This is a genomic window from Actinokineospora enzanensis DSM 44649, assembly GCF_000374445.1.
Lineage (GTDB): Bacteria > Actinomycetota > Actinomycetes > Mycobacteriales > Pseudonocardiaceae > Actinokineospora > Actinokineospora enzanensis.
The window spans coordinates 69567-95107 of sequence record NZ_KB894405.1 but is presented as its reverse complement, the minus strand read 5'-3'; the positions used below and the strand labels follow the sequence as shown (position 1 = coordinate 95107).

Genomic DNA, 25541 nt, shown 5'->3' with positions numbered 1-25541 from the left:
AGGCGACCGCCGCGCCCTGACCTGGGCGTCAACCCCTCACGTGTGTTCGCTATCACCCCTGGGTTATGCCCGGTTGGGATGAGCTTCGCCGTGCTCGCTCACTCATATTGGTGAACGACAGCCGTCGTCCGGGCAATCAGGCCGTGAAGGGGCACTCCGGGCGCGGCAAGGTGAAAGGTGGCTCGCCATGACAGCGGCGGAATTGTCCGACCCCCATCTCCTGGTCGAGGAGACGGACGCCGGGCCGGTGTTCGAGGTGTCGGACTACCGGGGCGGACTGGGCTGGCCGGTCGACGGGGACGCGTTGAACGCCTACCTCGACCTCGGCGGCGACCAGGTCGGCGGCCTGCGCATGCGCGCGGGTCTCGGCGCGGAGGTCCAGTGGTGGCTGCGGCTGCGGATGCTGGCGGGCCCCGTGCTGGCCGTGCCGGGCGCGCGCACCGAGTGGACCTTCCTGACCCAGGCCGTCCCCGACGAGCAGCACCGCAGGCCGCTGCCGCCCGGCGTCGAGCCGGTGCGCGCCCGGGTGCTGCTGCCGACCGGGCACACCGACCGGTCCACGGTGTACTGGGCGACCGCGCCCGACCCCGCGCACCCGGCGGGCCTGCCGCAGTTCGCCTCCGTGGTCGGCGCCGCACGCAGCGTCCTCTACGGGCATAGGTTCTGAACGGTCGCCGCCCACCCGGCCGTCAGTCGGGGCCAGCCGGCACGATCTAGGTCACCATGACACTGACCGCACGGCTGCCTGCCGCTCCCGACCCCGACGAGCTGTTCGACGCGTTCGCCTCCTGGGCCGCGGATCAGGGCCTGACCCTGTATCCGGCGCAGGAGGAGGCGTTGATGGAGATCGTCTCCGGCGCCAACGTCATCCTGAGCACGCCGACCGGGTCCGGCAAGAGCCTGGTCGCCGCGGGCGCGCACTTCACCGCGCTGGCCCGCGGCGAGCGCAGCTTCTACACCGCGCCGATCAAGGCGCTGGTGTCGGAGAAGTTCTTCGCGCTGTGCGGGATGTTCGGCGCGGAGAACGTCGGCATGGTGACCGGCGACTCCAGCGTGAACGGGACCGCGCCGATCATCTGCTGCACCGCGGAGATCCTGGCGAACATCGCCCTGCGCGACGGCGCGGCCGCGGACGTCGGCCAGGTCGTGATGGACGAGTTCCACTTCTACGCGGAGCCGGACCGGGGCTGGGCGTGGCAGGTGCCGCTGATCGAGCTGCCGCGCGCGCAGTTCGTGCTGATGTCGGCGACGTTGGGCGACGTGACGCGGTTCAAGGACGACCTGACCCGCCGCACCGGTCGGGACACCGCGGTGGTGACGTCGGCGCAGCGGCCGGTGCCGTTGATGTACTCGTTCGGTATGACGCCGCTGACCGAGGCGTTGGACGAGCTGCTCAGCACCAACCAGTCCCCCGTGTACGTCGTGCACTTCACGCAGGCGGCGGCGCTGGAGCGGGCGCAGGCGCTGATGAGCATCAACGTGTGCACGCGCGAGGAGAAGGACAGGATCGCGGCGCTGATCGGCGACTTCCGGTTCTCGTCCGGGTTCGGCAAGACGCTCTCGCGGCTGGTGCGGCACGGTATCGGCGTGCACCACGCGGGCATGCTGCCCAAGTACCGGCGGCTGGTGGAGCGGTTGGCGCAGGCCGGGCTGATGAAGATCGTGTGCGGCACGGACACCCTGGGCGTCGGCATCAACGTGCCGATCCGGACGGTGGTGTTCACCTCGCTGTCCAAGTACGACGGCCAGCGGACCCGGATCCTCAAGGCACGCGAGTTCCACCAGATCGCGGGCCGGGCGGGCCGGGCCGGGTTCGACACCCTGGGCACGGTGCTGGTGCAGGCGCCCGAGCACGTGATCGAGAACGAGAAGTCGCTGGCGAAGCTGGGCGACGACCCGAAGAAGCGGCGCAAGTTCGTGCGCAAGAAGCCGCCCGAGGGCATGGTGTCGTGGGGGCTGCCGACGTTCGAGCGGCTGCGTGACGCCGAGCCGGAGCCGCTGACGTCGAGCTTCCAGGTCAGCCACGCGATGCTGCTGAACGTGATCGGCCGTCCCGGCGACGCGTTCGCGGCGATGCGGCACCTGCTGGAGGACAACCACGAGGACCGGCCCGCGCAGCGCAGGCACATCCGGCGCGCGATCGCCATCTACCGGGCGCTGCTGGCGGCGGGTGTGGTGGAGCGGCTGGACGAGCCGGACGAGCAGGGGCGGCGGGTCCGGCTGACCGTGGACCTGCAGTTCGACTTCGCGCTCAACCAGCCGCTGTCGCCGTTCGCGCTGGCCGCGGTGGACCTGCTGGACCGCGAGTCGCCGTCCTACGCGCTGGACGCGCTGTCCATTGTGGAGTCCACATTGGACGACCCGCGCCAGGTGCTGTCCGCGCAGACGCACAAGGCCCGCGGCGAGGCGGTGGCCGCGATGAAGTCCGAGGGCATCGAGTACGACCAGCGGATGGAGCTGCTGGAGCAGGTCACGCACCCGAAACCGTTGGCGGAGCTGCTGGGCGCGGCATTCGAGACCTACCGGCGCGGGCACCCGTGGGTGGGCGACCACCAGCTCTCGCCAAAGTCCGTGGTGCGGGACATGTACGAGCGGGCGATGACGTTCACCGAGTACGTGTCGTTCTACGCGCTGGCCCGCTCCGAGGGCCTGGTGCTGCGCTACCTGGCCGACGCGTACCGCGCGGTGCGGCAGACCGTGCCGGACGAGGCCAAGACCGAGGAGCTGACCGACCTCATCGAGTGGCTGGGCGAGCTGGTGCGGCAGGTCGACTCCAGCCTGTTGGACGAGTGGGAGAAGCTGACCAACCCGGACACCGGCGAGACCGAGGAGCCGGTGGACGAGCTGCCGCCCGCGGTCACGACCAACCCGCGCGCGTTCCGCGTGCTGGTGCGCAACGCCCTGTTCCAGCGCGTGCAACTGGCGGCCCGCCGCGACTACCACGCACTGGGCGAGCTGGACGGCGCCTCCGGCTGGGACGCGGGCTCGTGGGCGGACGCGCTGGAGCCGTACTTCGCTATGCACAGCCAGATCGGCGTCGGCCCGGACGCGCGCGGCCCGGCCCTGCTGATCATCGAGCAGGAACCCGAACGCTGGCTGGTCCGCCAGATCTTCGACGACCCGGCGGGCGACCGCGACTGGGGCTTCACCGCCGAGATCGACCTGTCCGCCTCCGACGAGGCCGGGACGGCGGCGGTCTACATCACCGCCGTCGGGGAGCTGTGATGCCGGTCCTGGTCGTCGACTGCGCCAACGTCATGGGCTCCCGCCCGGACGGCTGGTGGCGCGACCGCGCGGGCGCGGCGACCCGACTGCGCGACCGGCTGGCGGGGTTGTCCGGCTACCAGGTGATCCTGGTGGTCGAGGGCAAGGCGCGGCACGTGGGACCGGTCGACGGGGTCGAGGTGGTGTCCGCGCCGGGGAGCGGGGACGACACGATCGTGGAGGTCGCGGCCGAGCATCCCGGGTGCACGGTGGTGACGGCCGACCGCGAGCTGCGGCGCCGGTGCGTCGAGGTGGGGGCGGAGATCCTGGGGCCGGGGTGGCTGCTGGAGCGGCTAGACCAGTAGGCGGCTAGACCAGTAGGAAGTCTCGGTCCCGCCAGGCGAGGCGCAGGAGGGTCTGCGACGGGCCGGTCATCCGGGGCAGCGTGTCGGCGACGGACTGCTCGGTGAAGGGCACGGCTCTGACGGCGCCTTCCTCGTTGGTATCGACGAGGTCGGCGAAAAGGTGGTCGAACGCGTCACTGTCGATGACGGCGACGGTGCGCTGGCCGGCGCCGAGGGTGAGCGGGTCCATGATGAGGCCGTAGTGCCAGACGCGGAGTTCGTTGTCCTCGTAGGCTTTGTGGAATGCCGTGAACGGGTGCTCGCGGTCGTAGTCGACTGTCCTTTGTGGCTCAGAAAAGCCCAGGAGCTCCTCGGCGAACTCGCGCATGATGTTGCGCCACAGGGAGAAGTCGTGCCGGAGGTTGTCCGGCGTGGTCGGTTGGAACTCGCCTGCCGGGATGACGGCGCAGATGTCCATACCGTCGGCGACCGTCTTTCCGTCGCGTTGGTGCACAAGGAATCGGTGGTGTCCTCGGGGATCACGCCGGATCGTCAGCGTGCCGATACCTGCGGACAGGACCTGTTTCGCCGGGTCGAACGGGTCGCCGATCGACTCCCTGAGCGTGAACTGGTTCTTCTTGAACTCGTGGGCCAGGGATTCCTTGCGGTTGAACAGTTCGAAGTAGGTAGTGGTGCCGAAAGTGAGCGCCAGGCCGTTGTCGCGGGAGACGTCGAGGAGGCGGTAGCAGAGCCGGTTCTCGAAAAGCCTGGGGCGGGCCAGGTCTGCCACGGCGGAACTGTAATCAGGGTAGCGCTCGTGCTCGGTTCTCAGTGGCAGGACGTGGTCTGTCGGGCCGAAGTCGGGGATCGGGTGGTGTTGTTCCGACAAGGTGATCGTCACGTCGTCGAGCGGTATCGGTTTGTCCAGCAGCCAGTCACCGAGTACCAGACCGCCGAACGCCAGCCGATCCGCCGGATAGCACGATTCCGCCCGCACGCCTCGCGTTCCCCGGGTGCGAAGCCACTCGTCCTGACTCCGCCGCACCACATCGGCCATGCCCGCGACCCTACCGACCCGCTACGGACGTTGCCGCAACCTGGCGATGAACTCGACGGAATCCGCCGGACCGAACGCCCGCGTGTGCGCGGCGCGCGCGTCGTCGATGAAGTCCTTGGTGTCGGCGGCCCGGTGCAGCAGCAAGGTGGATCGGGTGGTGCCGACGGTGACGAAAGTCGTGTGCCCGGCATAGGTGATGCTGTAGGGCTCGTGCAGGTTGGACCGCCAGTCCGCGTCCCCGGGCACGACCCGAAGATCGACGTGCGGCTCGCCCGCGAGCTCGACCAGCCACCGAAGCTGCGCGTCGTGGATATCGGCACTGCCGACCGGCAGGGCGAGACCGACGGCCCGCCGAGAGCCATGATCCTGCGGAACTCGCCACCGGTGACCCGGAACAGGGTCAGGATCCGGGCAGCCTCCGCCATCGGGATCACCCGCTCACCACTCTCCCACCGCGAAACCGTCGGCGCGTCCCGGTCGAGCAGGGTCGCCAACTCGCGCAACGAGATCCCCCTCTCCCTGCGCAACCGTCGAAGAATCAGCCCGAGCGCGACACTCTTGGGCGAAGGCGGCACGAGAATCTCCCTATCACATCGCGAATACCACTGGTTGGATAGCAGTCCTGCATCACTGATAGTGATTCGCCAGCTCGCCGGTCAGCCGATCGGTCCAGTCAGCCGTGCCGGATTCGTCATCGCGCGGGCGAAACTGTCGCAGAGCGTGGACGATCGATCGGTGACGCCGCTATGTCGCGCCGAATGACGTCTCCCGCCGTCTCCTGCCGTATCGCTCCACCTGGTTTCCCTTCGACGCGGCAGGCTTTAGCGTTGTGGTCGGCGACCGGTCCGGCCGAGGAGTGAAGTCGTGGACGAGGAGATCCAGGAATCGCGAACGCGCCTCGAACAGATTCTCCGGCAACGGAACATGACACTCGAAGACCTGCGGGCGGGTGTCAGGAAACTGTCCGGCAACGAGGTCAGCCAACGGCAGGCCTACCGATGGGTCTCCGGCGAACTGCGCGGCAGGCCGCACCCGCACGCGTCGGCCGCGTTGACCCGCATCTTCGACGAGCCGATCCACCGCCTGCTGGGGCCTGCCTACGGCGTGGCCGGGCGGGCCGCACCGAACGCACTCGAACGCAACGACCGGGGCTCAGCACGCCCGGACTGGAAGGGGCAACTGATCGCGATGAGCGCCGACCGAGCACGGAACTTCCTTTCCTTCGCGGAGGCGAGCAATGTGGGGGCGGGGTCGCTGGAACAGTTCGCCGACGACGTCCGGCTGCTGGTGACCGCCACCGACGGGCAACCCGTACCGGCGGTGCTGCCCGATGTGATCGCGGCCCAGGAGTACGGGTTCAACCTCCTGCAGGGCAGGCAGCGGCCCGCGCACACCCGTGACCTCTACTTCCTGACCGGTGTGGTCACCGGCCTGCTGGCCAAGGCCGCGCACGACCTCGGTGCCCCGCACGACGCGCTCACCCACGCCCGGACGGCCTACGCATGCGCGGACAACGCCGACCACGACGGGCTCCGGGCATGGGTCTGCGGCCTCCAGTCGTTGATCTGCTACTGGGCCGGGCGGTTCAACGACGCGGTCGCCTATGCCCGGAAGGGCGCGGAGTCGGCCGGTCACGGTACGGCGGCCGTGCGGGTCGCGGCCAACGAGGCACGCGCGCTGGCCGCGTTGAACCGGGTCGAGGACGCGCGGGCCGCGCTGCACCGCGCGAGCGCGGCTCAGGAAGACGTCCGGTCGGACGAGGTGGACGAACTCGGCGGGCTCTGTTCGTTCGGTCGGCCGCAGCAGCTCTACTACGCGGCCGACGCGCTGGCGTGGGCGGGACAGTCGACCTCGGCCGAGACCGAGCGGTACGCCGTGGACGCGCTCGCGGCACTCGACACGGCAGGCCCGACCGCCAAAGGCGGGTTCGGCAACACCGAGGGCGCTCGATGCGACCTCGCGATCGCCCGCCTGGCGAGCGGCGAACTGGAGGGTGCCGCCGAAGCGCTCGTCCCTGTCCTCGCCCTGCCGCGTGAGCGCAGGCAACAGGGCATCCTGCGCTCGGTCGAACGGGTTCGCTCCGTGCTGCGCGAGCAGCCTTCGGCGACGTCCCAACCTGGGCGCGAACTCGACGAGTCCATGGAGGTGTTCATGTCCCACCGCCTCGCGCTACCCGGGCAGTAGGGTTTGCCCATGGTCGAACTCGTGGGGTCCACCGTCGTGCTGCGGGAGTTCCGGATGAGCGATGTGGACGCCACGATGGCGATCGTCGGGGACGAGCGGGTGACGACCACCCTGTCGTTCGACTCGCTGACCCGAGAACAACAATCCGAACGAATCGCGGCGACGATCCAGCGGGCAGGAGAAACTCCCCGCACGGAGTACTACCTGGCCGCGACATTGAAGTCCGACGGGCGTCTCATCGGCTTCGGGCGGCTCGGACTGACCGGTGTCCGGGCCGCGAAACTGGGCGGCGCGCTCGCCGCCGACCACTGGGGCGCGGGCTACGCGCTCGACGGGGCCCGCACCCTGCTCGACTTCGCGTTCGGCGACCTGGACCTGCACCGCGTAACCGCCGCCATCGGCCCGGACAACCACGCCTCGATCGCCGCCGTCACCCGCCTCGGGTTCGTCTACGAGGGAACCCTGCGCGACCACGTCTACACCAACCAGGCCTGGCGCGACTCCAGGCTCTACTCCATGCTCGCCCAGGACTGGACACCCGACGCCCACTGACCCCGGTCATGGCGGCGAGCCGACCTGGAACTCATCAATCGGGTCCGGAGGCCGAGGTGGACGACCCTGCCGAATGGACCGCCGAGGACGTGCTCCGGTTGGCGCATCAATGGTTGGTGCTCGACCCGCCGCAGGTGGTGGAGCTTTCCGGTGGTCGGCAGGTGGGTCGGGGACTGGTGTCCACGATCGAGCACCGGGTCGCTCAGCTGCGGCGGATGGATGACTTCATGGCCGGGGGCGAACTGTACGCCGTGGTGGCGCGGGAGGTGGAGGTCACGGCGGGCGTGGTGCGGGATGCGCGGTACAGCGAGGCCGTGGGGCGGCGGCTGTTGGGTGCCGTCGGGGAGTTGTGCCAGCTCGCCGGGTGGATCCACGACGATGCCGGCCAGCACGGTCGGGCCGCGCATTACTACGCCGTCGGGGTCGGGGCGGCGCACGCGGCGGGTGCCGTCCCGCTGGGCGCGAACCTGATCTCGACGCTGTCCTACCAGGTCAGCAACGTCGGTGACCCGAGGGAAGCCGTCCTGCTCGCCAAGACCGCCGCGCGCGGAGCGGAGAAGACCGCCACGCCCCGGGCTCGGGCGTTGTTCACCGAACGCGTCGCCTACGCGCATGCTCGCGCGGGTGAGCGGCAGGAAGCCGAGAGGGCCCTGGCCGAGGTCGAACGGCTGTACGCGCGGGACGCGGACGAGCCGGAGTGGGTGTACTGGCTGACCGAGGGCGAGATCGACATCATGGCCGGTCGCTGCCTCGTCGAACTCGGCCTCCCGGACCGCGCCGTGCCCCTGCTGGAGAACGCACTGCGCGACTACCCCGTCGAACTGACCAGGGAGACAGCCCTCTACACAAGCTGGCTCGCGGAGGCCCACCTGCGGGCGGGCGATATCGACACAGGGGTGAGCCACGCCGACCGAGTCCTCGACCTCACCAGGACGACCGCCTCCACACGCGGCCGGGACCGGGCAATGGTCCTGATCCGTCTCCTGGAACCACACCGGAACGTCGGCATCGTCCGCGATTTCCTGGAGCGGACCCGGGTGTAGCCACGAGGCGACATAACTCCTGACCTGCCCCGCCTGCCGGTGTGGTCTGGTATCCCTTGGCGCCATGCGGGAGTATCAACGCAAGCGAGTCCAACGCTTGGCCCTCTGCCTGACGGCGGTGGCCGCGACGCTGACCGGCGGCGGATTCCTGACGCGCTACGCCCTCCAGGAATCCGGCTATCTTGGCGACCCCGGCATGGTGACCGTCTCCGCCTGCCACGTGGAACACCGCCTGAAAGCAGGCAGGAAACGCGACTGCCGCGGCACCTGGACCTCCGCCGAGCCGGTGACGTTGGATCGAGCCACGCACGACTACCCACCCGGCACCCGGGTACCGGCCCGGCTGGTGGGCTCGACCGCCCACGAAAGTCAGCCCGCCGTGCTGCTGGGGACCCTGTTGTTCTTCGCGCCGTTCCTCTGGATCGCCTTGGGCACCGCGGGCTACGGGAGCTATCTCCAGATCACCTGGCCCAACCACTGGAACAGCCGCTTCCACATACGGCTGGTGTGGATCCCGTCCGTGATCCTGTTGGTGGCCGGGATGGCGGCCTATTTTCTCCTCGTGCACAACTACGGGATCGACTGAGGTCCGCACCCCACCCGCGGCCGGGAGCGGGTGGGAATGCGGAGAGGTCAGGAGAAGGTGGCGTTCAGACAGGCCAGGCGGGGGCCCGCGGTGCCTGCCTCGCCCGGTCCGGTGTGGGTGTGGTCGTCGTGGATGACCAGCGCGGCGGCGGGGCGGTTGTCGAAGCGCCAGAGGACGTTGGAGACGGCGAAGGCGGAGCCGTGGTCGTCGGTGGCGAAGTCCAGCCAGATCTCGTTCTGGGGGTTGGCGTACTTGGGGTCGACGGAGGGTTGGACGGGGTCGGCCTCGTTCTGGAAGTGCGGGCCGGAGTCGGCCGGGGCCGCGCCGCAGGACTTGACGTGTACGTGGGCGCCGTAGTGCCGGTAGGGCAGCAGGCCGTAGACCCACAGCACGACCGTGGTCTTCTTGCCCTGGGCCAGCGGCATGATCGACGCGCGGGAGCCGACCGGGACCTTGGTCGTGTCGTAGGTGATGGCGTTCGCGCCGGTGCGGTAGGTCTCGAAGACGCCGTGACCACCGTGGCCGCCGTGTCCCGCCGCGGCGGCCGGGGACAGGGCGGCGGCCGGGAGGGCCAGCGCGGCGGTCACGCTCAGGAGGGTTCGTCGCATGGCACCGATCCTCGTCATTACCGACCAGGACACCCTGCCGTCTGGTAACGGAATCACACCATGAGGTGAACCATTGGTCTAAACCAGGCGGTCAGTCCTCGCGGACAACCTGCCCGGGGATGACGATCGGGGACGAAGGGCGCACGACCTCCGAGTCGACCACGATGACCGCCGGTCGGCGCGCCATCCCGGCCCGGCGGAGCAGGCGGTTGCGGACCAGGGCCCGGACCGGTGGGAGCAGCAGCAGGATGGCCAGCACGTCGCTGATGAAGCCCGGGACGACCACCAGCACCCCGGCGGCAGTGACCAGCATGCCGTCGACCACCTCGCGGTCGGGCACACGGCGGGCGAACACCGCCTCCTGCAGCGCGGTGAGCGCCCGGCGGCCCTCGCGGCGCAGCAGGGCGGAGCCGATGAGGGTGCCCGCGACGAGCAGGCCGATGGTGGGCAGCACCCCGATGAGGCCGCCGACGGTGACCAGCACGGTGATCTCGGCGACGACCGCGAGCAGGACGATCAGCAGGACGGGCACGGTCGACTCCCTCGAAGACCAGAGATATCCGGGTGGACATCCTTCCAACGTCCGAACGACCCGAAACGATCCCGAAGCACGTTTGCCCAGGTCAACGGCACTCAGGGGATACTTTACCGACGTCAAGGGCGGGTAATCTTCACCACGGGGCACGGTTGGCCTATCCCGGATACGGCGAGTTCACACTATTGTCATGAGAACCCCCCGGACGACCCCGGGGAAACACTCGTGTGAGTGACGCCCCGACTCCGCACCGGAGATCGCCGCACCCGCACACCAGGCCGCACGACGAGGTGCGCTGCCACTCTTCGCACGATGAGGTGCGCTCCACCGCCCGAGCCCGGGCGTATTTGCACAGCTTCACGCCGCACCATTCGAACGCGGCACCGGGCCGAGTGGCTGGTGAGGTGTGCCGACATCCGTGTCAGCAGGCGCACTCCCCCCAGCCGCTCCCTTCGCATGCCCGTGTGCGCAGCGCTTCCAGAGCATGGGGAGGGCCGCTCAGCCATGTCGACCCGCCACGACCGCCCCGAGGGTGGTCTCTACGACGAGCAGTACGAACACGACGCGTGTGGTGTCGCCTTCGTGGCCGATCTCACCGGCCGCCGCGACCACGGCATCGTGGCGAAAGCCCTCGTCGCCCTGCGCAACCTGGAGCATCGCGGGGCCAGAGGCGCCGAGCCGGACACCGGTGACGGCGCCGGGCTCCTGATCCAGGTGCCGGACGCGTTCTACCGCGCCGTCGCGGGCTTCGACCTGCCCGAGGAGGGCGCCTACGCCGTCGGCACGGCCTTCCTGCCGGTCGACGCCGACGCGCGCGCCCGGGTGGTCGAGGCCATCGACGCGATCGCCGCCGAGGAGGGCGCGGTCGTGCTGGGCTGGCGCGAGCTGCCGGTGAACCGCGAGCACGCGGGCGCCACGGCCGCCGCCGTCATGCCGCACTTCGCCCAGCTGTTCCTGGCAGCCGCCGATGGTGTGTCCGGGCTGGCGCTGGAGCGGCTCGCGTTCTGTGTGCGCAAGCGTGCCGAGCATGCCGAGGACGTCTATTTCTCCTCGCTGTCCTCGCGCACGATCGTCTACAAGGGAATGCTGACCGAGCCGCAGGTCGGGCTGTTCTTCCCGGACCTGACCGACGAGCGCGTCACCAGCTCGATCGGCCTGGTGCACTCCCGTTTCTCCACCAACACCTTCCCGTCGTGGCCGCTGGCGCACCCGTACCGGTACGTCGCGCACAACGGCGAGATCAACACCCTGCGCGGCAACCGGAACTGGATGGACGCGCGCGAGTCGATGCTCGCCAGCGACCTGTTCCCCGGCGACCTCAAGCGGATCTTCCCGGTGATCACCCGCGGCGCCAGCGACTCGGCGAGCTTCGACGAAGTGCTGGAGCTGCTGCACCTTGGCGGCCGCAGCCTGCCGCACGCGGTGCTGATGATGATCCCGGAGGCATGGGAGAACCACACCGAGATGGACCCGGCGCGCCGGGCGTTCTACGAGTTCCACTCGACGCTGATGGAGCCGTGGGACGGGCCCGCGCTGGTCGCGTTCACCGACGGCAGCCAGATCGGTGCCGTGCTGGACCGCAACGGTCTGCGCCCGGCCCGTTACTGGGTGACCGAGGACGGTCTGGTGGTGCTGGCCAGCGAGGTCGGCGTGCTGGACCTGGACCCGACCACGATCGTCCGCAAGGGACGATTGGAGCCGGGCCGGATGTTCCTGGTGGACACCGTGCAGGGCCGGATCGTGGACGACCAGGAGATCAAGGGCGAGCTGGCCGCCGACCACCCGTACGGCGAGTGGGTGGCCAAGGGCCTGCTGCCGCTGGCGCAGCTGCCGCCGCGCGAGCGCGAGGTGCCCACGCACGCCTCGCTCGTGCGCAGGCAGCAGGCGTTCGGCTACACCGAGGAAGAGCTGTCGCTGCTGCTGGAGCCGATGGCCCGCACCGGCGCGGAGCCGATCGGGTCGATGGGCAACGACGCGCCGCTGGCCTCGCTGTCCACCCACCAGCGGCCGCTGTTCGACTACTTCGCGCAGCTGTTCGCCCAGGTCACCAACCCGCCGCTGGACGCGATCCGCGAGGAGCTGGTGACCTCGCTGGGCACCCAGCTCGGCGCGGAGCCGAACCTGCTGGACGGCGACGCGGGCTCGTGCCGCCGGATCACGCTGCCGTTCCCGGTGCTGGACAACGACGAGCTGGCCAAGATCGTGCACGCAGACGACGACGGTGACCTGCCGGAGTTCCACGCGGTCACCGTGCACGGCCGCTACGACGTGCGCGGCGGCGGTGACGCGCTGCGCGAGCAGCTGGACGAGATCCGCGCCGAGGTGTCGACGGCGATCCGGGCGGGCGCGCGCGTGGTCGTGCTGTCCGACCGGGGCGTGGACGAGCGCCTGGCCCCCATCCCGTCGCTGCTGCTGGTCGGCGCCGTGCACCAGCACCTGGTGCGCGAGAAGACCCGGAGCCAGGTCAGCCTGGTGATCGAGTCCGGTGACGCGCGCGAGGTGCACCACGTCGCGCTACTGATCGGCTACGGCGCGTCCGCGGTCAACCCGTACCTGGCCATGGCCACGGTCGAGGACCTGGCGGCGCGGGGACTGGTCAAGAATGTCGACCCGCACACCGCGGCCCGGAACCTGATCAAGGCGCTGGGCAAGGGTGTCCGCAAGACCATGTCCAAGATGGGCGTGTCGACCGTGGCCTCCTACCACGGCGCGCAGATCTTCGAGGCGCTCGGCCTGGGCGCCGAGGTGGTCGAGGAGTGCTTCACCGGCACCACCTCGCGGCTCGGCGGCGTCGGCTTCGACGTGCTGGCCGAGGAGGTGCGGCTGCGGCACGCGGTGGCGTTCCCCGGTGACGGGGTGCACGCCGACCACCGCGAGCTGGCCGTGGGCGGCGACTACCAGTGGCGGCGCGAGGGCGAGCCGCACCTGTTCAACCCGCAGACGGTGTTCAAGCTGCAGCACTCCACCCGGTCGGGCAAGTACGAGATCTTCAAGGACTACACCCGCCTGGTCGACGACCAGTCCGCGGCGCTCAAGACGCTGCGCGGCCTGTTCGCGTTCAAGGAGGGTGTGCGCCCGCCGGTGCCGGTCGAGGAGGTCGAGCCGGTCTCCGAGATCGTGAAGCGGTTCGGCACCGGCGCGATCTCCTACGGGTCGATCTCGCAGGAGATGCACGAGACGCTGGCGATCGCGATGAACCGGCTGGGCGCCAAGTCCAACACCGGCGAGGGCGGCGAGGACCCGGAGCGCCTCTACGACCCGGCGCGCCGCTCGGCGATCAAGCAGGTCGCCAGTGGACGGTTCGGCGTGACCAGCGAGTACCTGGTGAACGCGGACGACATCCAGATCAAGATGGCGCAGGGCGCGAAGCCCGGCGAGGGCGGCCAGCTGCCGGGCACCAAGGTGTACCCGTGGATCGCCCGCACCCGGCACTCCACGCCGGGCGTGGGGCTCATCTCGCCGCCGCCGCACCACGACATCTACTCGATCGAGGATCTGGCGCAGCTCATCCACGACCTGAAGAACGCCAACCCGGCCGCCCGCATCCACGTGAAGCTGGTGTCCGAGGTCGGGGTCGGCACGGTCGCGGCAGGCGTGTCCAAGGCGCACGCGGACGTGGTGCTGATCTCCGGGCACGACGGCGGCACCGGCGCCTCGCCACTGTCGTCGATCAAGCACGCGGGCGGTCCGTGGGAGCTGGGCCTGGCCGAGACGCAGCAGACGCTGCTGGCCAACCGGCTGCGCGACCGGATCGTGGTGCAGACCGACGGGCAGCTCAAGACCGGCCGGGACGTGATCGTGGCGGCGCTGCTCGGCGCCGAGGAGTTCGGGTTCGCGACCGCACCGCTGGTGGTGTCGGGCTGCGTGATGATGCGCGTGTGCCACCTGGACACCTGCCCGGTGGGCGTGGCCACGCAGAACCCGGTGCTGCGGGCGCGGTTCAGCGGCAAGGCCGAGTACGTGGTGAACTTCTTCGAGTTCATCGCCCAGGAGGTGCGCGAGTACCTGGCGGCGCTGGGTTTCCGGTCGCTGCAGGAGGCCGTTGGCCACGCCGAGCTGCTCGACACGCGCGCGGCCGTGGACCACTGGAAGGCCGCGGGCCTGGACCTGTCGCCGATCTTCTTCGTGCCCGAGCTGGCGCCGCGGGCCACCCGGCACCAGTCGGTGGCGCAGGAGCACGGCCTGGAACGGGCGCTGGACAACACGCTCATCCAGCTGGCCGAGGGCGCGCTCAACGCCGGTGACAAGGTGCGGCTGGAGCTGCCGGTGCGCAACGTCAACCGGACCGTGGGCACCATGCTCGGCTCCGAGGTGACCAGGCGCTGGGGCGGCGAGGGCCTGCCGGACGACACCATTGACGTGACCTTCACCGGCACGGCGGGCCAGTCGTTCGGCGCGTTCCTGCCGCGCGGCGTCACGCTGCGGCTGGTCGGCGACGGCAACGACTACGTGGCCAAGGGCCTGTCCGGTGGCCGGATCACGGTCCGGCCGCACCCGGGCGCGCAGTTCGCCGCCGAGCAGCACGTCATCGCGGGCAACGTCATCGCCTACGGCGCCACCTCGGGCGAGGTGTTCCTGCGCGGCAAGGTCGGCGAACGGTTCTGCGTGCGCAACTCCGGCGCGCTGGCGGTCGTCGAGGGCGTTGGCGACCACGGCTGCGAGTACATGACCGGCGGCCGCGTGGTGGTGCTCGGCCCGACCGGGCGCAACTTCGCGGCGGGCATGTCCGGCGGCGTCGCCTACGTGCTGGACCTGAACCCGGCGCGGGTCAACCCGGAGATGGTCGACCTCGACCCGCTCACCGCCGAGGACAACGACCTGCTGCGCGGGATCGTCGCCAAGCACGCCGCCGAGACCGACTCGGCGGTGGCGCAGGCGCTGCTGGCGGACTGGGACAACGAGGTCTCGCGCTTCACCAAGGTCATGCCAACCGACTACAAGCGGGTGCTGGCCGCGCGGGCCGCCGCCGAGGCCGAGGGCCGCGACATCGACCAGGCGATCATGGAGGCCGCACATGGCTGACCCCAAGGGCTTTCTGACCACCGCCCGTGAGAACGCCACGCACCGGCCGGTGTTCCTGCGGATCAAGGACTGGCGCGAGGTCTACGAGGAATCAAGCACAGCCGAGTTCACCGGACAGGCTGGTCAGAAGCAGGCCGGTCGGTGCATGGACTGCGGGATCCCGTTCTGCCACCAGGGTTGTCCGCTGGGGAACCTGATCCCCGAGTGGAACACCCTGGTGTGGCGGGAGGACTGGCAGCGGGCGAGCGAACGGCTGCACGCGACCAACAACTTCCCGGAGTTCACCGGCACGCTGTGCCCGGCGCCGTGCGAGTCGGCCTGCGTGCTGGGCATCAACGACGACCCGGTGTCCATCAAGCGGGTCGAGGTGTCCATCGTGGACAAGGCGTGGGCCGAGGGCTGGATCACCCCGCACGTGCCGACCGCGCTGACCGGGAAGAAGGTCGCCGTGGTCGGCTCCGGCCCGGCCGGGCTGGCCGCCGCGCAGCAGCTGACCCGCGCGGGGCACACGGTCGTGGTCTACGAGCGGGCCGACGCCCCCGGCGGGCTGCTGCGCTACGGCATCCCCGAGTTCAAGATGGAGAAGGCCCGCCTCGACCGCCGCCTGGACCAGATGCGGGCCGAGGGCACCGAGTTCCGCACCGGCGTGGACGTCGGCGTCGACATCACCGCCGAGCAGCTGCGCGCCGAGTACGACGCGGTCGTGCTGGCGGGCGGCGCCACCGCGTGGCGGGACCTGCCGGTGCCCGGCCGCGAGCTGGCGGGCGTGCACCAGGCCATGGAGTACCTGCCGCCCGCGAACAAGGTGGCCGCGGGCGAGCTGGACCGCTCCCCCATCCACGCCGAGGGCAAGCACGTGGTCGTCATCGGCGGCGGCGACACCGGCGCGGACTGCGTCGGCACCGCGCACCGCCAAGGCGCCGCGTCGGTGACCCAGCTGGAGATCATGGCCAAGCCGCCGCTGGCCCGCGCGGACGCCAACCCGTGGCCGACCTACCCGATGCTCTACCGGGTCACCTCGGCGCACGAGGAGGGCGGCGAGCGGGTCTACTCGGTGTCCACCACGGAGTTCGTCGGCGACGCGGGCGGCAACGTGCGGGCGCTGCGGCTGGCCGAGGTCGAGCTGGTCGACGGCCGGTTCACCCCGGTCGCGGGCAGCACGCGGGAGATCCCGGCGGACCTGGTCACGCTGGCCATGGGCTTCGTCGGCCCGGAGAAGGGCGCGCTGCTGGCCGACCTGGGCGTGGACCTGGACGAGCGCGGCAACGTCGCGCGCGGCCGGGACTTCCAGACCAACGTCGATGGCGTGTTCAGCGCGGGCGACATGGGCCGCGGCCAGTCGTTGATCGTGTGGGCCATCGCCGAGGGCCGCTCGGCCGCGGCGGGCGTGGACGCCTACCTGACCCAGCGCGCGGTCCTGCCGCGCCCGATCGAGCCGACCGACCGCCCCCTGGTCTGAGGCTCTTCGAGGTCTTCGGACCCCAGGGACAACGGCCCCGCGAGCGACGATGCTCGCGGGGCCGTTCTCATGCGTCCCGCGGGAGGCGACGGATCACCCAGGCATGTGATCGTCGGGCGGCTCCAGCACGCGGGACCGGGTCGCTACGGCGTCAGCGAGGCGCTGGTGTCGCCCAGCACCACGGTGGTCGACCCCAGCACCGGCACGGTGGCCACGACCCGCACCGCGGTGGCCGAGGCGGAGGTGGCGGTGCTGCTCTGCTCGTTGAGGTAGGCGGTTCCGGAGATGGTGCCCAGCAGGGTGCTGACGGAGAACGTGAACGACGAGTTGGCTGGCACGGTCGGGCTGATCGGCACCCCCGCGACCACGACGCCGGTCAGCGTCGTGCTGGTGCTGGTGGTGATCGCGCCGGTGCTGTCGGTGCTCGCCGACGAGGTCGAGCCGACGTCGGTGGCCTGGACGAGGCCCGCGAGCAGGTTCGTGCCCGAGACGCCCGTCACCGCGCGCGCGGTGCGGGTGACACCGTCGTCGGTGCCCTCGGAGGTGGACGAGACCGTGCCCGGGGTACCCACGATCGGGATGGCGGGCGCCGAGAACGGGCTGACCACGTTCGACCCCGTGGCCGTGGTCGGGCCCCAACTGGAGCCGCCGACCGAGGTGGTGCCCACCACCGGCAACGTCACCGCGAAGGGTGTCGCGTTGGCGGCGAAGGTGTACGCGGGGGGTGCCGCGGCGGCGGGCTGGGCGAGCGCCACGGACGTGGCACCGACCAGGGCGAGCGCGGCCGGGACCAGCCAGCGTCGGGAGGTTGTGCGCATTACCGGCTCCTCCGATTGTTCGCTTCGGCCCGTGCATACGGGCCATGAGGAACATCGGGGCATCCGCACCGGCGTTGCCGGTTTTGTGAGCGCTCCAACCGTTCAGCCGACCGACATCACCCGAACACAGTCAGTACATAACCGACCGCACAGGGTTCTCTCGATTATCACGCGAGCGGGTGAGGCCATCCGGGATGGTCATTGCACCCGTGCCCGCCGTGGCCGCACAATCCGGGGTATGGCCGAGAAGTTCAGCGACGAGGAGTACGCCTTCCTGCGGCATGTCCGCTTCGGCGAGCTGCCCGCGCGCGTGCAGCCCGAGGACCTGGTGGCCCTCAAGGAGACCGAGCCCGCGTCCGACTACGCCGACATGGCCTACGACGCCCGGCACGTGCACCACCAGGGCTGAGCCTGGCTCAGCTCGGGGAGACCACCCGGGCCGGGTGGGCGACGGCGAAGCGGATCGACGTGCAACCGGGCGGCAGGATCACCCTGGCGTACCCGCTGATGTCCGTCGGGCAGGTCGAGAACGTGCCCTCGGTCGCCGAGGTCACCGTGATGGTGATCGTGCACGACGGCGTCGCGGCCGTCAGCTGGCCGTCGACGTACCAGGTCGTGTACGGCAGCGCGGTCGAACCCGACCGGTACAGCGGCGAGGTGGTGACGCTGGTGCCGGGACACGTGGTGCTCGCGCCGTTCGGGAAGCTGAACGCGAGCGGCATCGTGACCGCGAACGTCGGGTAGATCGTGGTCGGCGTCGAGTTGTTGTAGAGCGTGTAGACCAGCGCGCGGGTGCTGTTCACCGCTGCCGCGGTCGCGTTGTACTGGTGGGCCATCGTCGCGTAGGTCACCGCCGGGCCCGCCTGGGCGGCCCCGGGCGCGAGCGAGACCGTCAGTGCGGCGGCGAACAGCGAGCAGAGCAGGCGGGGTCTTGTCACTGGGCACCGTTCCTGGCTGGGTGGGCGACGGCGAAGCGGATCGAGGTACAGCTGGGCGTGGTGACGTTGTAGTTCGAGCCCATGTCGGCCGGGCAGGTGGTGAAGGTGCCCTCCGTCGCACTGGTCACCGTGATCGTCACCGTGCAGGAGATCGTCCCGGTCGACATGTAGCCGTCGAAGTACCAGGTCGTGTACGGCAGCGCGGTGCGCCCGGACGGGGAGGTGGAGATGTCCGAGAGCGGGCAGGTCGTGCTCGCCCCGCTGGGGTTGGACAGGCCCGGTGGCATGGTGACCTCGAAGTAGGGCGAGATCGTCGAGGTCGGGTTGGTGTTGTACAGCGTGTACACCAGGGCCCGGACGCTGTTCACTGCCGCGGCCGTCGCGTTGTACTGGGCGACGAGCGTCGCGGCCACCGGCAGCGGGCCCGCCTGGGCGGGCGCGGGCGCGAGCGAGGCGGTGAGCGCGGCGGCGAACAGCGGGCAGAGCAGGCGGGATCGTCTCACTGGGCACCGTTCCTGGCGGGATGGGCGATGGCGAAGCGGATCTCGGCGCAGCCGGACAGATCGATGCCGGTGATGTTGCCGACGTCGATCCCGGTACAGGTGGTGTAGGTGCCCTCGGCCGCCGAGGTGATCGGGATGGTGACGGTGCAGGTCGGCTGCAGCGAGGTCATCGTGCCGTTGACGTAGAGGATGCCGGACTGGGCGGCTGACCGTTCGCCACCGGGGATGACCGGCCCCCCGCCGCCGCCCGAGGCGGGTGGGGTGTCCGAGATGGTGGTGTCGGTGCAGGTCGAGCTCGGGACGCCGGGTTGGGTGAAGTCGGACGGCAGCACCACCTCCCACGAGAACGTCACGTCGTAGGCCGGGATCGCGTTCGTCAGCGTGAACACCAGGTTCCTGGTGCTGCCGACCGCCGCGGCGTCCGCGCTGTACTGCATGACCATGGTCGCCCCGGGACCCGCCGCCGCGGGCGGGGCCGCCGCCATCACCGCCGCGGCCGCCAGGGTGGCGGACGTGGCCGCGCGGACGAGGTTCGAACGGTGGCAGTGCATGGGATCCCTCCCTGCGTTGTGATCGGGCCGCGGCCCGGTCGGCTGGTTTCCTGGTCGGCCGCAGGGTCAGCCGGGGACGCGGGCCGGGTGGGCGGTGGCGAAGCGGATGGACGTGCAGCCCGGCGCCACCGTGCCCGGGAAGTTCACGATGTCGGCCGCGCAGGTGGTGTAGGTGCCCCCGCCGACCGAGGTGAGGTTGATGGTGAACGAGCAGCTGGGCATGCCGATGGGCAGGCTCGCCGTGATGTAGACGATGGTGCCGCCGTCGCGCGCCGACCGGAACGGCGGGAGCGGCGGTGTCTCCGAGATCGTCGCGCTGTCGCAGGTGGAACTGTCACCGCCGAGGTGGGTGATCCCGATGGGCAGGCCGACCTGGAAGTTCATCGAGGCGTTGACCGGGACGACGTTCTGGTACGCGGTGAGGACGAGCTGCCTGCCGCTGTTCACCGCCGCCGCGTCCACCGTGTACGCCTTGCCCAGCACGATCGGCGAGACGGCCGCCGCGGGCAGCCCGGTGCAGCCGACCAGGCACACCGCGCCGAGCAGCACCGCGACACCCCGGCGAGAACGCTTGCCGTGCACGGGTTTCCTCCTCACGTACGGACGGCTAGGACGCGAGCTGGTCGCGCAGCCGCGCCGGGTGGGCCACCGCGAACCGGATCGACCCGCAGGAGGTCGGCGCGAGGACCATGGACATGCCGCTGAAGTTGGCCGCACAGGTGCTGAACGTGCCCTCGGTCGCGGAGGTGATCGGGATGGTGAACGTGCACGGGATCATCCCGAGGTACATCGAACCCGTCGCGTACAGCGGACTCACCGGCGGTGTGAGCTCCCCGGCGGCGGAGCGGAACGGCGGCGAGGAGGTGATCGAGCCCGACATGCAGTTCGTGGTGGGCGCGGTCGGCCGGGTGAACCCGTTGGGCAGGCTGACGGTGAAGTTGAAGGTGCCCACCATCGTGGGGTTGGGCGGGTTCACCGTGATCACCAGGTTGCGGGACGAGTTCACCGCGGCGGCACCCACGCTGTAGGACACCGACAGCGGGCTGTAGGAGCCCTGCGCGGTCGCCGTACCGGGGGCCAGCAGCGCGGCGGTCAGCAGCGCGGCCACGACGGGAACGGCGGCGAGTCTGCGGCGTGGACGGCGCATGGTGGCCTTCTCCCGGGATAGGGGTGTCGGAAAGGCCAACATAAGACGCCCCGGCCGGGGGACGTTCCGTCCAGTTCGGACATCCCCACCGGACAGGTGGAAGTTTTCACCTGACCCGGGACGGATCCGGGGCCCGCGGTTTATCCCCCGACGCCGCGGGCCCGACCCGTGCTACATGTTGATCATGTGTCCGGCCAGCCCGTGGATGGCTTCCTTGACCGCCTCGCCCAGCGTCGGGTGCGCGTGCACGTTGCGGGCCACCTCGTGCACGGTCAGGTCCCACTGCTGCGCCAGGGTCAGCTCCGGCAGCAACTCGGTCACCTCGGGCCCGATCAGGTGGCCGCCGAGCAGCTCGCCGTACTTCTTGTCGCTGATCAGCTTGACGAACCCGCCCGGGTCGCCCAGGCCGTGCGCCTTGGCGTTCGCGGTGAACGGGAACTTCGACACCTGGACGTCGTGGCCCTTCTCCCGCGCCTGCGCCTCGGTGTAGCCGAAGCTGGCGATCTGCGGCTGGCAGTAGGTGGCGCGCGGGATCATCACGTACTCCAACGGCATGGTCTCCGCGCCCGCGATGGTCTCCGCGGCCACCACGCCCATGGACTCGGCGGCGTGCGCGAGCATGAGCTTGGCGGTGACGTCGCCGATGGCGTAGATGTGGCCGACGGAGGTCCGGCAGAACTCGTCGATGTCGATCGCGCCGCGCTCGGTCAGCTTGACGCCGGTGTTCTCCAGGCCGTAGCCCTCCACACGCGGCACGAAACCGATGGCCTGCAGCACCTTGTCGGTCTCGATGACCTCCTGCGCGCCGCCCTTGGAGACGGTCACCTTGACCTTGGCGCCGGAGTCGTCGATGGAGTCGACCCGGGTGCCCACGCGCACGTCGATGCCGAGCTTCTTGTAGCGGCGCAGCAGCTCCTTGGAGACCTCCTCGTCCTCCAGCGGGACCATGCGGTCCAGGAACTCGACGATGGTCACCTTGACGCCGTAGTTGTGCAGCACGTAGGCGAACTCCACGCCGATGGCGCCCGCGCCCGCGATGACGATGCTCTCCGGCAGCGTGTCGGCGAGGATCTGCTCCTCGTAGGTGACCACGCGCTCGGACAGCGAGGTGCCGGGCAGCAGCCGGGTGGTGGCGCCCACGGCCAGGATGGCGTTGCCGAAGGTGACCGTCTCGGTGCCGCCGTCGGTGAGCGCGACCTCGATGGTGTTGGCGTCGGTGAACCTGCCCCACCCGTTGTACTGGGTGATGCCGTTCTTCTTCATCAGGTAGTGCACGCCCTTGACCCGGCCCTCGGCCACGGTGCGGGAGCGCTGGAAGGCGGCGCCGTAGTCGAGGCTGATCGAGCCGTCGACCCGGATGCCGAACGTCTTGGTCTCGTTCTTGAGGATGTGCGCGAGCTCGGCGTTGCGCAGCAGCGCCTTGGACGGGATGCAGCCGACGTTGAGGCAGACCCCGCCCCAGTAGCGCTCCTCGATGATCGCGGTGCGCAGCCCGAGCTGGGTGGCCCGGATCGCCGCGACGTAGCCGCCCGGTCCGGCACCGACGACCACGACGTCGAAATGTGTGCTCATGGTGCCCACGATATTCGCCGCGCGGGGCGCCGGACATTCGCCGCCGCCCGCGTGTGACGTCCGCCCCGCGGGCCGGGACGCCGCCCCGACCGGGGTCCCCCGGTCGGGCCCGCGGTCAGCCCGCGTTCCGCCGGATCAGCGAGGACTCCCGGCGGACGCCGCCGAGCGCGACCGGGTCGTGGTCGGGCAGCCGCAGCCGCACCCGCGCGGCGGGCGCGGTCGTGACGCGCTCCAGCGCCGCCGACACCTCCGCGACGACGTACGGGTGGACCAGGTCGGTCTCGTCACCCGCGCTGTCGGCGATGGTCAGCACCCGGGAGGGGATCCCGGTCGGCTCGGGCAGCTCACCCGAGCCGACCAGGACCAGGCCCCGCGCGATGCCCGGGAACTCGGCGACCATCCGGCACGCCACCTCGGCCAACGCGCTGTGCGCCACGAAGTGCGTGCGCACGTTGCGGTCGGCCAACGTCTCCAACACGTCCTCCACCCGGTGCAACGAGCGCGCGTCACGCGGCACGGCGCACCAGGCGATCTGGAACCGCTGCTCCAACGGCTGCCAGGCGATCGGCAGCTCGGTCGGTCTGCGCGCGGACGGCGAGAGGACGACCACCGCGGGCCCGTAGTCCAGCCCGCACCACAGCGGCGCGGGCACGGCCGCGCCGCCCGAAGCCACCGGGAAATCCAAGACCGTGGTCATATCCGCCTCCCGAGTCCGATCCACCCCGCAGCGGGGTTACCCGGACCAGGTGCCTTCAATCACCCGATCGCGCAGATCACATTCGGCCGCTCGCGGATCACCCGCGCGTCGGGTCCGGTCGGGTGAGCACCGCGAAGTTCAGCTGCCCCTCCGCGTCCGGCTGCACGTCGAGCACCTTGTCCGAGAGCAGTTCCGCGGCACCCGGTTCGAGGAACACCTGCGCGCCCGCGTTCGCGGGCACGACCTGGTCGCCCTCGGCCGGTGCCGGGGCCAGCGACACCGCCAGCGGGGCCCCCTCGGTCTCCTGCGCGGCCAGCGTGAACCGCAGTCCGCCGGTGTCCGGCACCCCGTCCTGCGCGGTCAGCGCGCTGATCGCCTCGGCTGCCGCCTCTGTCACCGCCAGCATCTCCTGGCTCCTTTCCGTGTCACCTACCGGTGCGGCTTGCGCGCCCCACCGTATGCGCACCGCACTCGTCCCGCCGGGTGGGCGCCCGCAACCCGACCCCCTGGGTTGTGCCCCGTTCGGCGTGATCTTTAGAGTGCTCCGGTAGCGGTTGAGCAAGCAGCCGCAGCACGCCGGGCCGCACGGGCCCGGCACTCGCGCCGGCGAGGGGCTGCGTGCTGTCGACCCGCCCGAAGTCCGGACCGTCGGTCGTACCGACGCGTCCCTCGCAGGCGCGACCCCCACCACCCCCGCCGGGGTGGGCGGCGATCGGGACAGCGCCATCGGACGAGCAGGACGCGCGGGAGGGAAGACCGTCATGGGCAGCGGGGAGCGAAGACCACGGGCGCGGGTCGGAGGGCGCCGGTGAGCCTGGACCCGGACTCGCGGGTCGCCCAGTTGCAGTCCGAGTTGGACGGTCTGCGGCGCGCGCTGCGCACACGTGCCACGATCGAGCAGGCGATGGGCGTGCTCGTGGTGCTGCGCCGGTGCTCCCCGAAGGAGGCCTTCGACGCGCTCGTGCGACTGTCGCAGCAGTACAACACCAAGCTGCACCGGGTGGCGCACCTGGTGGTGGGGCTGTTCGCCGAGCCGTCGGTGGAGTCGCTGGACGCGTACCTGCGGCGCAACACCGCGGCGGGCGACCAGGACACCGAACCGGGCCCCGAACCGCCGCGGCTGGACACCGCGCTGCTGGACGCGGCGCGCGCGCTGGCCAAGGCGGGCACCGAACAGGACGACCTGGACCGCGCGGTGCACGACCTGTACCGGGTGCTGGTGGAACAGGGCTGGGTGCCGCCGTACGACGTGCTGGGCCCGATAGCGGACGGTTCGCGCTGACCGCTCGCCGGGACTTGGCCGGGACTCGCCATGACCCGGAGGAGGGCTTGAGATGAGTGCCACCCGAACGCGGACGTGTCCCGGCGCGCGAATGTGGGTACGTGAGCCACATGACCGGAGCACCGCGGCGATGACCGAAAGCGGCGAACACACCACCGGCGGTGGCTTCGTGCCCGGCTACCTGCCGTTGCGCGGCCTCCCCGGGATGGCCCCGGTGGGCGAGCGGGTCGAGATGCGGGTGACCGCCCACCTGGCGAACCTGCCGGTGGTGCGGTCGGTCGCGGGCACCGTGGCGGCCATGCTGGACCTGGACCTGGACGCCATCTCGGACCTCACCCTGGCGGTGGACGAGGTGTGCTCGACGCTGATCGGGCTGGCCGCCCCGGGGGCGCAGGTGACCTGCGAGTTCGTGCATGGCCCGGCGACCGTGGGCTTCGAGGCGTCGGTGCCCGCCGTCGACGGCGGCGGCGCCGACCCGGAGTCGTTCGGCTGGCAGGTGCTCGCGGCCCTGGTCGACCGCGTCACGCACGACGTGCGCCCGGACGCCGAGGGCAGGCCGGTGGCCCGGATCGCGGTGTCGCGCGCGAGGACGGCGGGTGGCGGGTGAGCGCCGAGTCGCAGACCGGCCCGACCCACGAGTACACGCACCTGGCCCCGTTGTTCGTCGAGCTGGTCGAGCTGTCGGCCGAGGACACGCGCCGCGAGGCCGTGCGGGACAAGCTGGTGACCGGGCACCTGCCGCTGGCCGAGCACATCGCGCTGCGGTTCACACACCGCGGCGTGGGCCGCGAGGACCTCACCCAGGTGGCGACGGTCGGCCTGATCCACGCGGTGGACCGGTTCGACCCGGGCCGCGGCATCGACTTCCTGTCCTTCGCCGTCCCCACCATCATGGGCGAGGTCCGGCGCTACTTCCGGGACACCGCGTGGGCGGTGCGGGTGCCGCGCCGGTTGAAGGAGCTGCACCTGACCATCACGGCCGCGAGCAACGAGCTGTCCCAGCGCCTCGGCCGGGCCCCGACCCCCAGCGAGATCGCCACCCACCTGGGGATGAACCGCGAGGAGGTGTATGAGGGCCTGGAGGCGGGCCAGGTGTACCAGTCGGTGTCCCTGGACGAGGCGCTGTCCTCCGGTGACCCGGACTCCGACCCGCTGGCCGACACGCTCGGCGAGGAGGACTCGACCCTGCGCGGCATCGAGGACCACGAGTCGCTGCGCCCGTTGATCGAGAAGCTGCCCGAGCGGGAACGCCGCATCCTGATGCTGCGCTTCTTCCGGAACATGACCCAGACCCAGATCGCCGAGAAGATCGGTGTCTCCCAGATGCACGTGTCCCGCCTGTTGACCAGGACCCTGGAGACGCTGCGTGCCGGGTTGCTGACGGACGAGCGCTGAACAGGACTTTTGTCCCCCGGATGGGTCAGACTGTGCGCGGATGA

Annotated in this window: 26 protein-coding genes and 1 pseudogene; 13 read left to right on the top strand and 14 right to left on the bottom strand. The window is 70.7% G+C overall.

All coding sequences use genetic code 11. The features are described from left to right. Positions 1 to 187 precede the first annotated feature (187 nt). From C503_RS43030 to C503_RS0105375, 3 genes are read left to right on the top strand one after another with little or no spacing between them, the layout of a single operon-like run. Entirely contained in the window at positions 188 to 667 is a 480-nt protein-coding gene (locus tag C503_RS43030) for a hypothetical protein (RefSeq protein WP_018681165.1), read from the top strand. Positions 668 to 723: 56 nt separating this feature from the next. Then, positions 724 to 3225 carry a DEAD/DEAH box helicase gene (locus C503_RS0105380; RefSeq protein WP_018681164.1) on the top strand — a complete coding sequence of 834 codons (2502 nt, stop codon included), beginning with the start codon at positions 724 to 726 and terminating at the stop codon, positions 3223 to 3225. Beyond that, positions 3225 to 3569: a PIN domain-containing protein gene (locus C503_RS0105375; protein ID WP_018681163.1), complete on the top strand. Its 345-nt coding sequence runs from the start codon at positions 3225 to 3227 to the stop codon at positions 3567 to 3569. Before C503_RS0105380 ends, C503_RS0105375 begins: the two co-directional genes overlap by 1 nt. Before the next feature lie 4 nt (positions 3570 to 3573). On the opposite strand, the gene C503_RS38055 is transcribed toward C503_RS0105375, so the two are convergent. The 3 genes and pseudogenes from C503_RS38055 to C503_RS48815 all read right to left on the bottom strand — a co-directional run. Beyond that, on the bottom strand, positions 3574 to 4545 hold the full coding sequence (locus C503_RS38055) for a hypothetical protein (RefSeq protein WP_018681162.1): 972 nt from the start codon (positions 4543 to 4545) through the stop codon (positions 3574 to 3576). An 81-nt stretch (positions 4546 to 4626) separates the two neighbouring features. Beyond that, on the bottom strand, positions 4627 to 4893 hold the full coding sequence (locus C503_RS47685) for a Scr1 family TA system antitoxin-like transcriptional regulator (protein WP_245572415.1): 267 nt from the start codon (positions 4891 to 4893) through the stop codon (positions 4627 to 4629). A 140-nt stretch (positions 4894 to 5033) separates the two neighbouring features. Then, positions 5034 to 5180 (bottom strand): annotated as a pseudogene (locus C503_RS48815) (helix-turn-helix domain-containing protein); the annotation flags it as partial. A 289-nt stretch (positions 5181 to 5469) separates the two neighbouring features. On the opposite strand from C503_RS48815, the gene C503_RS0105360 reads away from it, so the two are divergent. The 4 genes from C503_RS0105360 (at position 5470) to C503_RS0105345 (ending at position 8970) form a co-directional block, all read left to right on the top strand. Further along, positions 5470 to 6789, top strand: coding sequence for an NsdA family TPR-like regulatory protein (locus C503_RS0105360; protein WP_018681160.1), 1320 nt, complete (start codon positions 5470 to 5472; stop codon positions 6787 to 6789). Between the two features lie 9 nt (positions 6790 to 6798). Further along, positions 6799 to 7341, top strand: coding sequence for a GNAT family N-acetyltransferase (locus C503_RS0105355; protein ID WP_018681159.1), 543 nt, complete (start codon positions 6799 to 6801; stop codon positions 7339 to 7341). Next, the gene (locus C503_RS38050; RefSeq protein WP_483756919.1) at positions 7281 to 8384 is read left to right on the top strand and encodes a tetratricopeptide repeat protein; all 1104 of its coding nucleotides are present in this window, start codon (positions 7281 to 7283) and stop codon (positions 8382 to 8384) included. The genes C503_RS0105355 and C503_RS38050 overlap by 61 nt, the downstream gene beginning before the upstream one ends. 64 nt (positions 8385 to 8448) lie before the next feature. After that, on the top strand, positions 8449 to 8970 hold the full coding sequence (locus tag C503_RS0105345; RefSeq protein ID WP_156892987.1) for a hypothetical protein: 522 nt from the start codon (positions 8449 to 8451) through the stop codon (positions 8968 to 8970). A gap of 47 nt (positions 8971 to 9017) precedes the next feature. On the opposite strand, the gene C503_RS0105340 is transcribed toward C503_RS0105345, so the two are convergent. After that, positions 9018 to 9578, bottom strand: a complete 561-nt coding sequence (locus tag C503_RS0105340) for a superoxide dismutase family protein (protein WP_018681156.1) — start codon at positions 9576 to 9578, stop codon at positions 9018 to 9020. A 91-nt stretch (positions 9579 to 9669) separates the two neighbouring features. Further along, entirely contained in the window at positions 9670 to 10110 is a 441-nt protein-coding gene (locus tag C503_RS38045) for an FxsA family protein (protein ID WP_018681155.1), read from the bottom strand. Positions 10111 to 10617: 507 nt separating this feature from the next. Between C503_RS38045 and gltB the strand changes: the two genes are divergently transcribed. Further along, positions 10618 to 15135, top strand: coding sequence for a glutamate synthase large subunit (gene gltB / locus C503_RS0105330; RefSeq protein WP_018681154.1), 4518 nt, complete (start codon positions 10618 to 10620; stop codon positions 15133 to 15135). Next, positions 15128 to 16594: a glutamate synthase subunit beta gene (locus C503_RS0105325; RefSeq protein ID WP_018681153.1), complete on the top strand. Its 1467-nt coding sequence runs from the start codon at positions 15128 to 15130 to the stop codon at positions 16592 to 16594. Before gltB ends, C503_RS0105325 begins: the two co-directional genes overlap by 8 nt. A 143-nt stretch (positions 16595 to 16737) precedes the next feature. Here C503_RS0105325 and C503_RS48415 read toward each other — a convergent pair whose 3' ends face one another. Continuing rightward, positions 16738 to 17412, bottom strand: a complete 675-nt coding sequence (locus C503_RS48415) for a choice-of-anchor P family protein (protein WP_018681152.1) — start codon at positions 17410 to 17412, stop codon at positions 16738 to 16740. Between the two features lie 238 nt (positions 17413 to 17650). On the opposite strand from C503_RS48415, the gene C503_RS46670 reads away from it, so the two are divergent. Then, complete coding sequence (locus tag C503_RS46670; protein ID WP_018681151.1) at positions 17651 to 17821, top strand: hypothetical protein; 171 nt, start codon at positions 17651 to 17653, stop codon at positions 17819 to 17821. 7 nt (positions 17822 to 17828) lie between these two features. Here the strand turns inward: C503_RS46670 and C503_RS0105310 are convergent, their stop codons facing one another. From C503_RS0105310 to C503_RS0105275, 8 genes are all read right to left on the bottom strand, one after another. After that, positions 17829 to 18350, bottom strand: coding sequence for a DUF7933 domain-containing protein (locus C503_RS0105310; RefSeq protein WP_018681150.1), 522 nt, complete (start codon positions 18348 to 18350; stop codon positions 17829 to 17831). Then, on the bottom strand, positions 18347 to 18853 hold the full coding sequence (locus tag C503_RS0105305; RefSeq protein WP_018681149.1) for a DUF7933 domain-containing protein: 507 nt from the start codon (positions 18851 to 18853) through the stop codon (positions 18347 to 18349). The genes C503_RS0105310 and C503_RS0105305 overlap by 4 nt, the downstream gene beginning before the upstream one ends. After that, a complete protein-coding gene (locus C503_RS0105300; RefSeq protein WP_018681148.1) occupies positions 18850 to 19404 on the bottom strand; it encodes a hypothetical protein in 555 nt (184 codons plus the stop codon). Before C503_RS0105300 ends, C503_RS0105305 begins: the two co-directional genes overlap by 4 nt. A 66-nt stretch (positions 19405 to 19470) precedes the next feature. After that, entirely contained in the window at positions 19471 to 19986 is a 516-nt protein-coding gene (locus C503_RS0105295) for a hypothetical protein (protein ID WP_018681147.1), read from the bottom strand. Positions 19987 to 20011: 25 nt separating this feature from the next. Then, positions 20012 to 20551, bottom strand: coding sequence for a hypothetical protein (locus C503_RS0105290; RefSeq protein ID WP_156892986.1), 540 nt, complete (start codon positions 20549 to 20551; stop codon positions 20012 to 20014). Positions 20552 to 20722: 171 nt separating this feature from the next. After that, positions 20723 to 22123, bottom strand: a complete 1401-nt coding sequence (lpdA, locus tag C503_RS0105285; protein WP_026315987.1) for a dihydrolipoyl dehydrogenase — start codon at positions 22121 to 22123, stop codon at positions 20723 to 20725. Between the two features lie 115 nt (positions 22124 to 22238). Next, entirely contained in the window at positions 22239 to 22820 is a 582-nt protein-coding gene (locus C503_RS0105280; protein WP_018681144.1) for a hypothetical protein, read from the bottom strand. Positions 22821 to 22917: 97 nt separating this feature from the next. Beyond that, positions 22918 to 23226, bottom strand: coding sequence for a hypothetical protein (locus C503_RS0105275; protein WP_018681143.1), 309 nt, complete (start codon positions 23224 to 23226; stop codon positions 22918 to 22920). Positions 23227 to 23628: 402 nt separating this feature from the next. Here C503_RS0105275 and C503_RS43020 point away from each other — a divergent pair, with 402 nt between their 5' ends. The 3 genes from C503_RS43020 to C503_RS0105260 all read left to right on the top strand — a co-directional run bounded on the left by C503_RS43020 (position 23629) and on the right by C503_RS0105260 (position 25497). Then, positions 23629 to 24102, top strand: a complete 474-nt coding sequence (locus C503_RS43020; RefSeq protein ID WP_018681142.1) for an ANTAR domain-containing protein — start codon at positions 23629 to 23631, stop codon at positions 24100 to 24102. 130 nt (positions 24103 to 24232) lie between these two features. Then, entirely contained in the window at positions 24233 to 24709 is a 477-nt protein-coding gene (locus C503_RS38035; RefSeq protein WP_018681141.1) for an ATP-binding protein, read from the top strand. Continuing rightward, the gene (locus tag C503_RS0105260; RefSeq protein ID WP_018681140.1) at positions 24706 to 25497 is read left to right on the top strand and encodes a SigB/SigF/SigG family RNA polymerase sigma factor; all 792 of its coding nucleotides are present in this window, start codon (positions 24706 to 24708) and stop codon (positions 25495 to 25497) included. Before C503_RS38035 ends, C503_RS0105260 begins: the two co-directional genes overlap by 4 nt. The last annotated feature ends 44 nt before the right edge of the window (positions 25498 to 25541 follow it).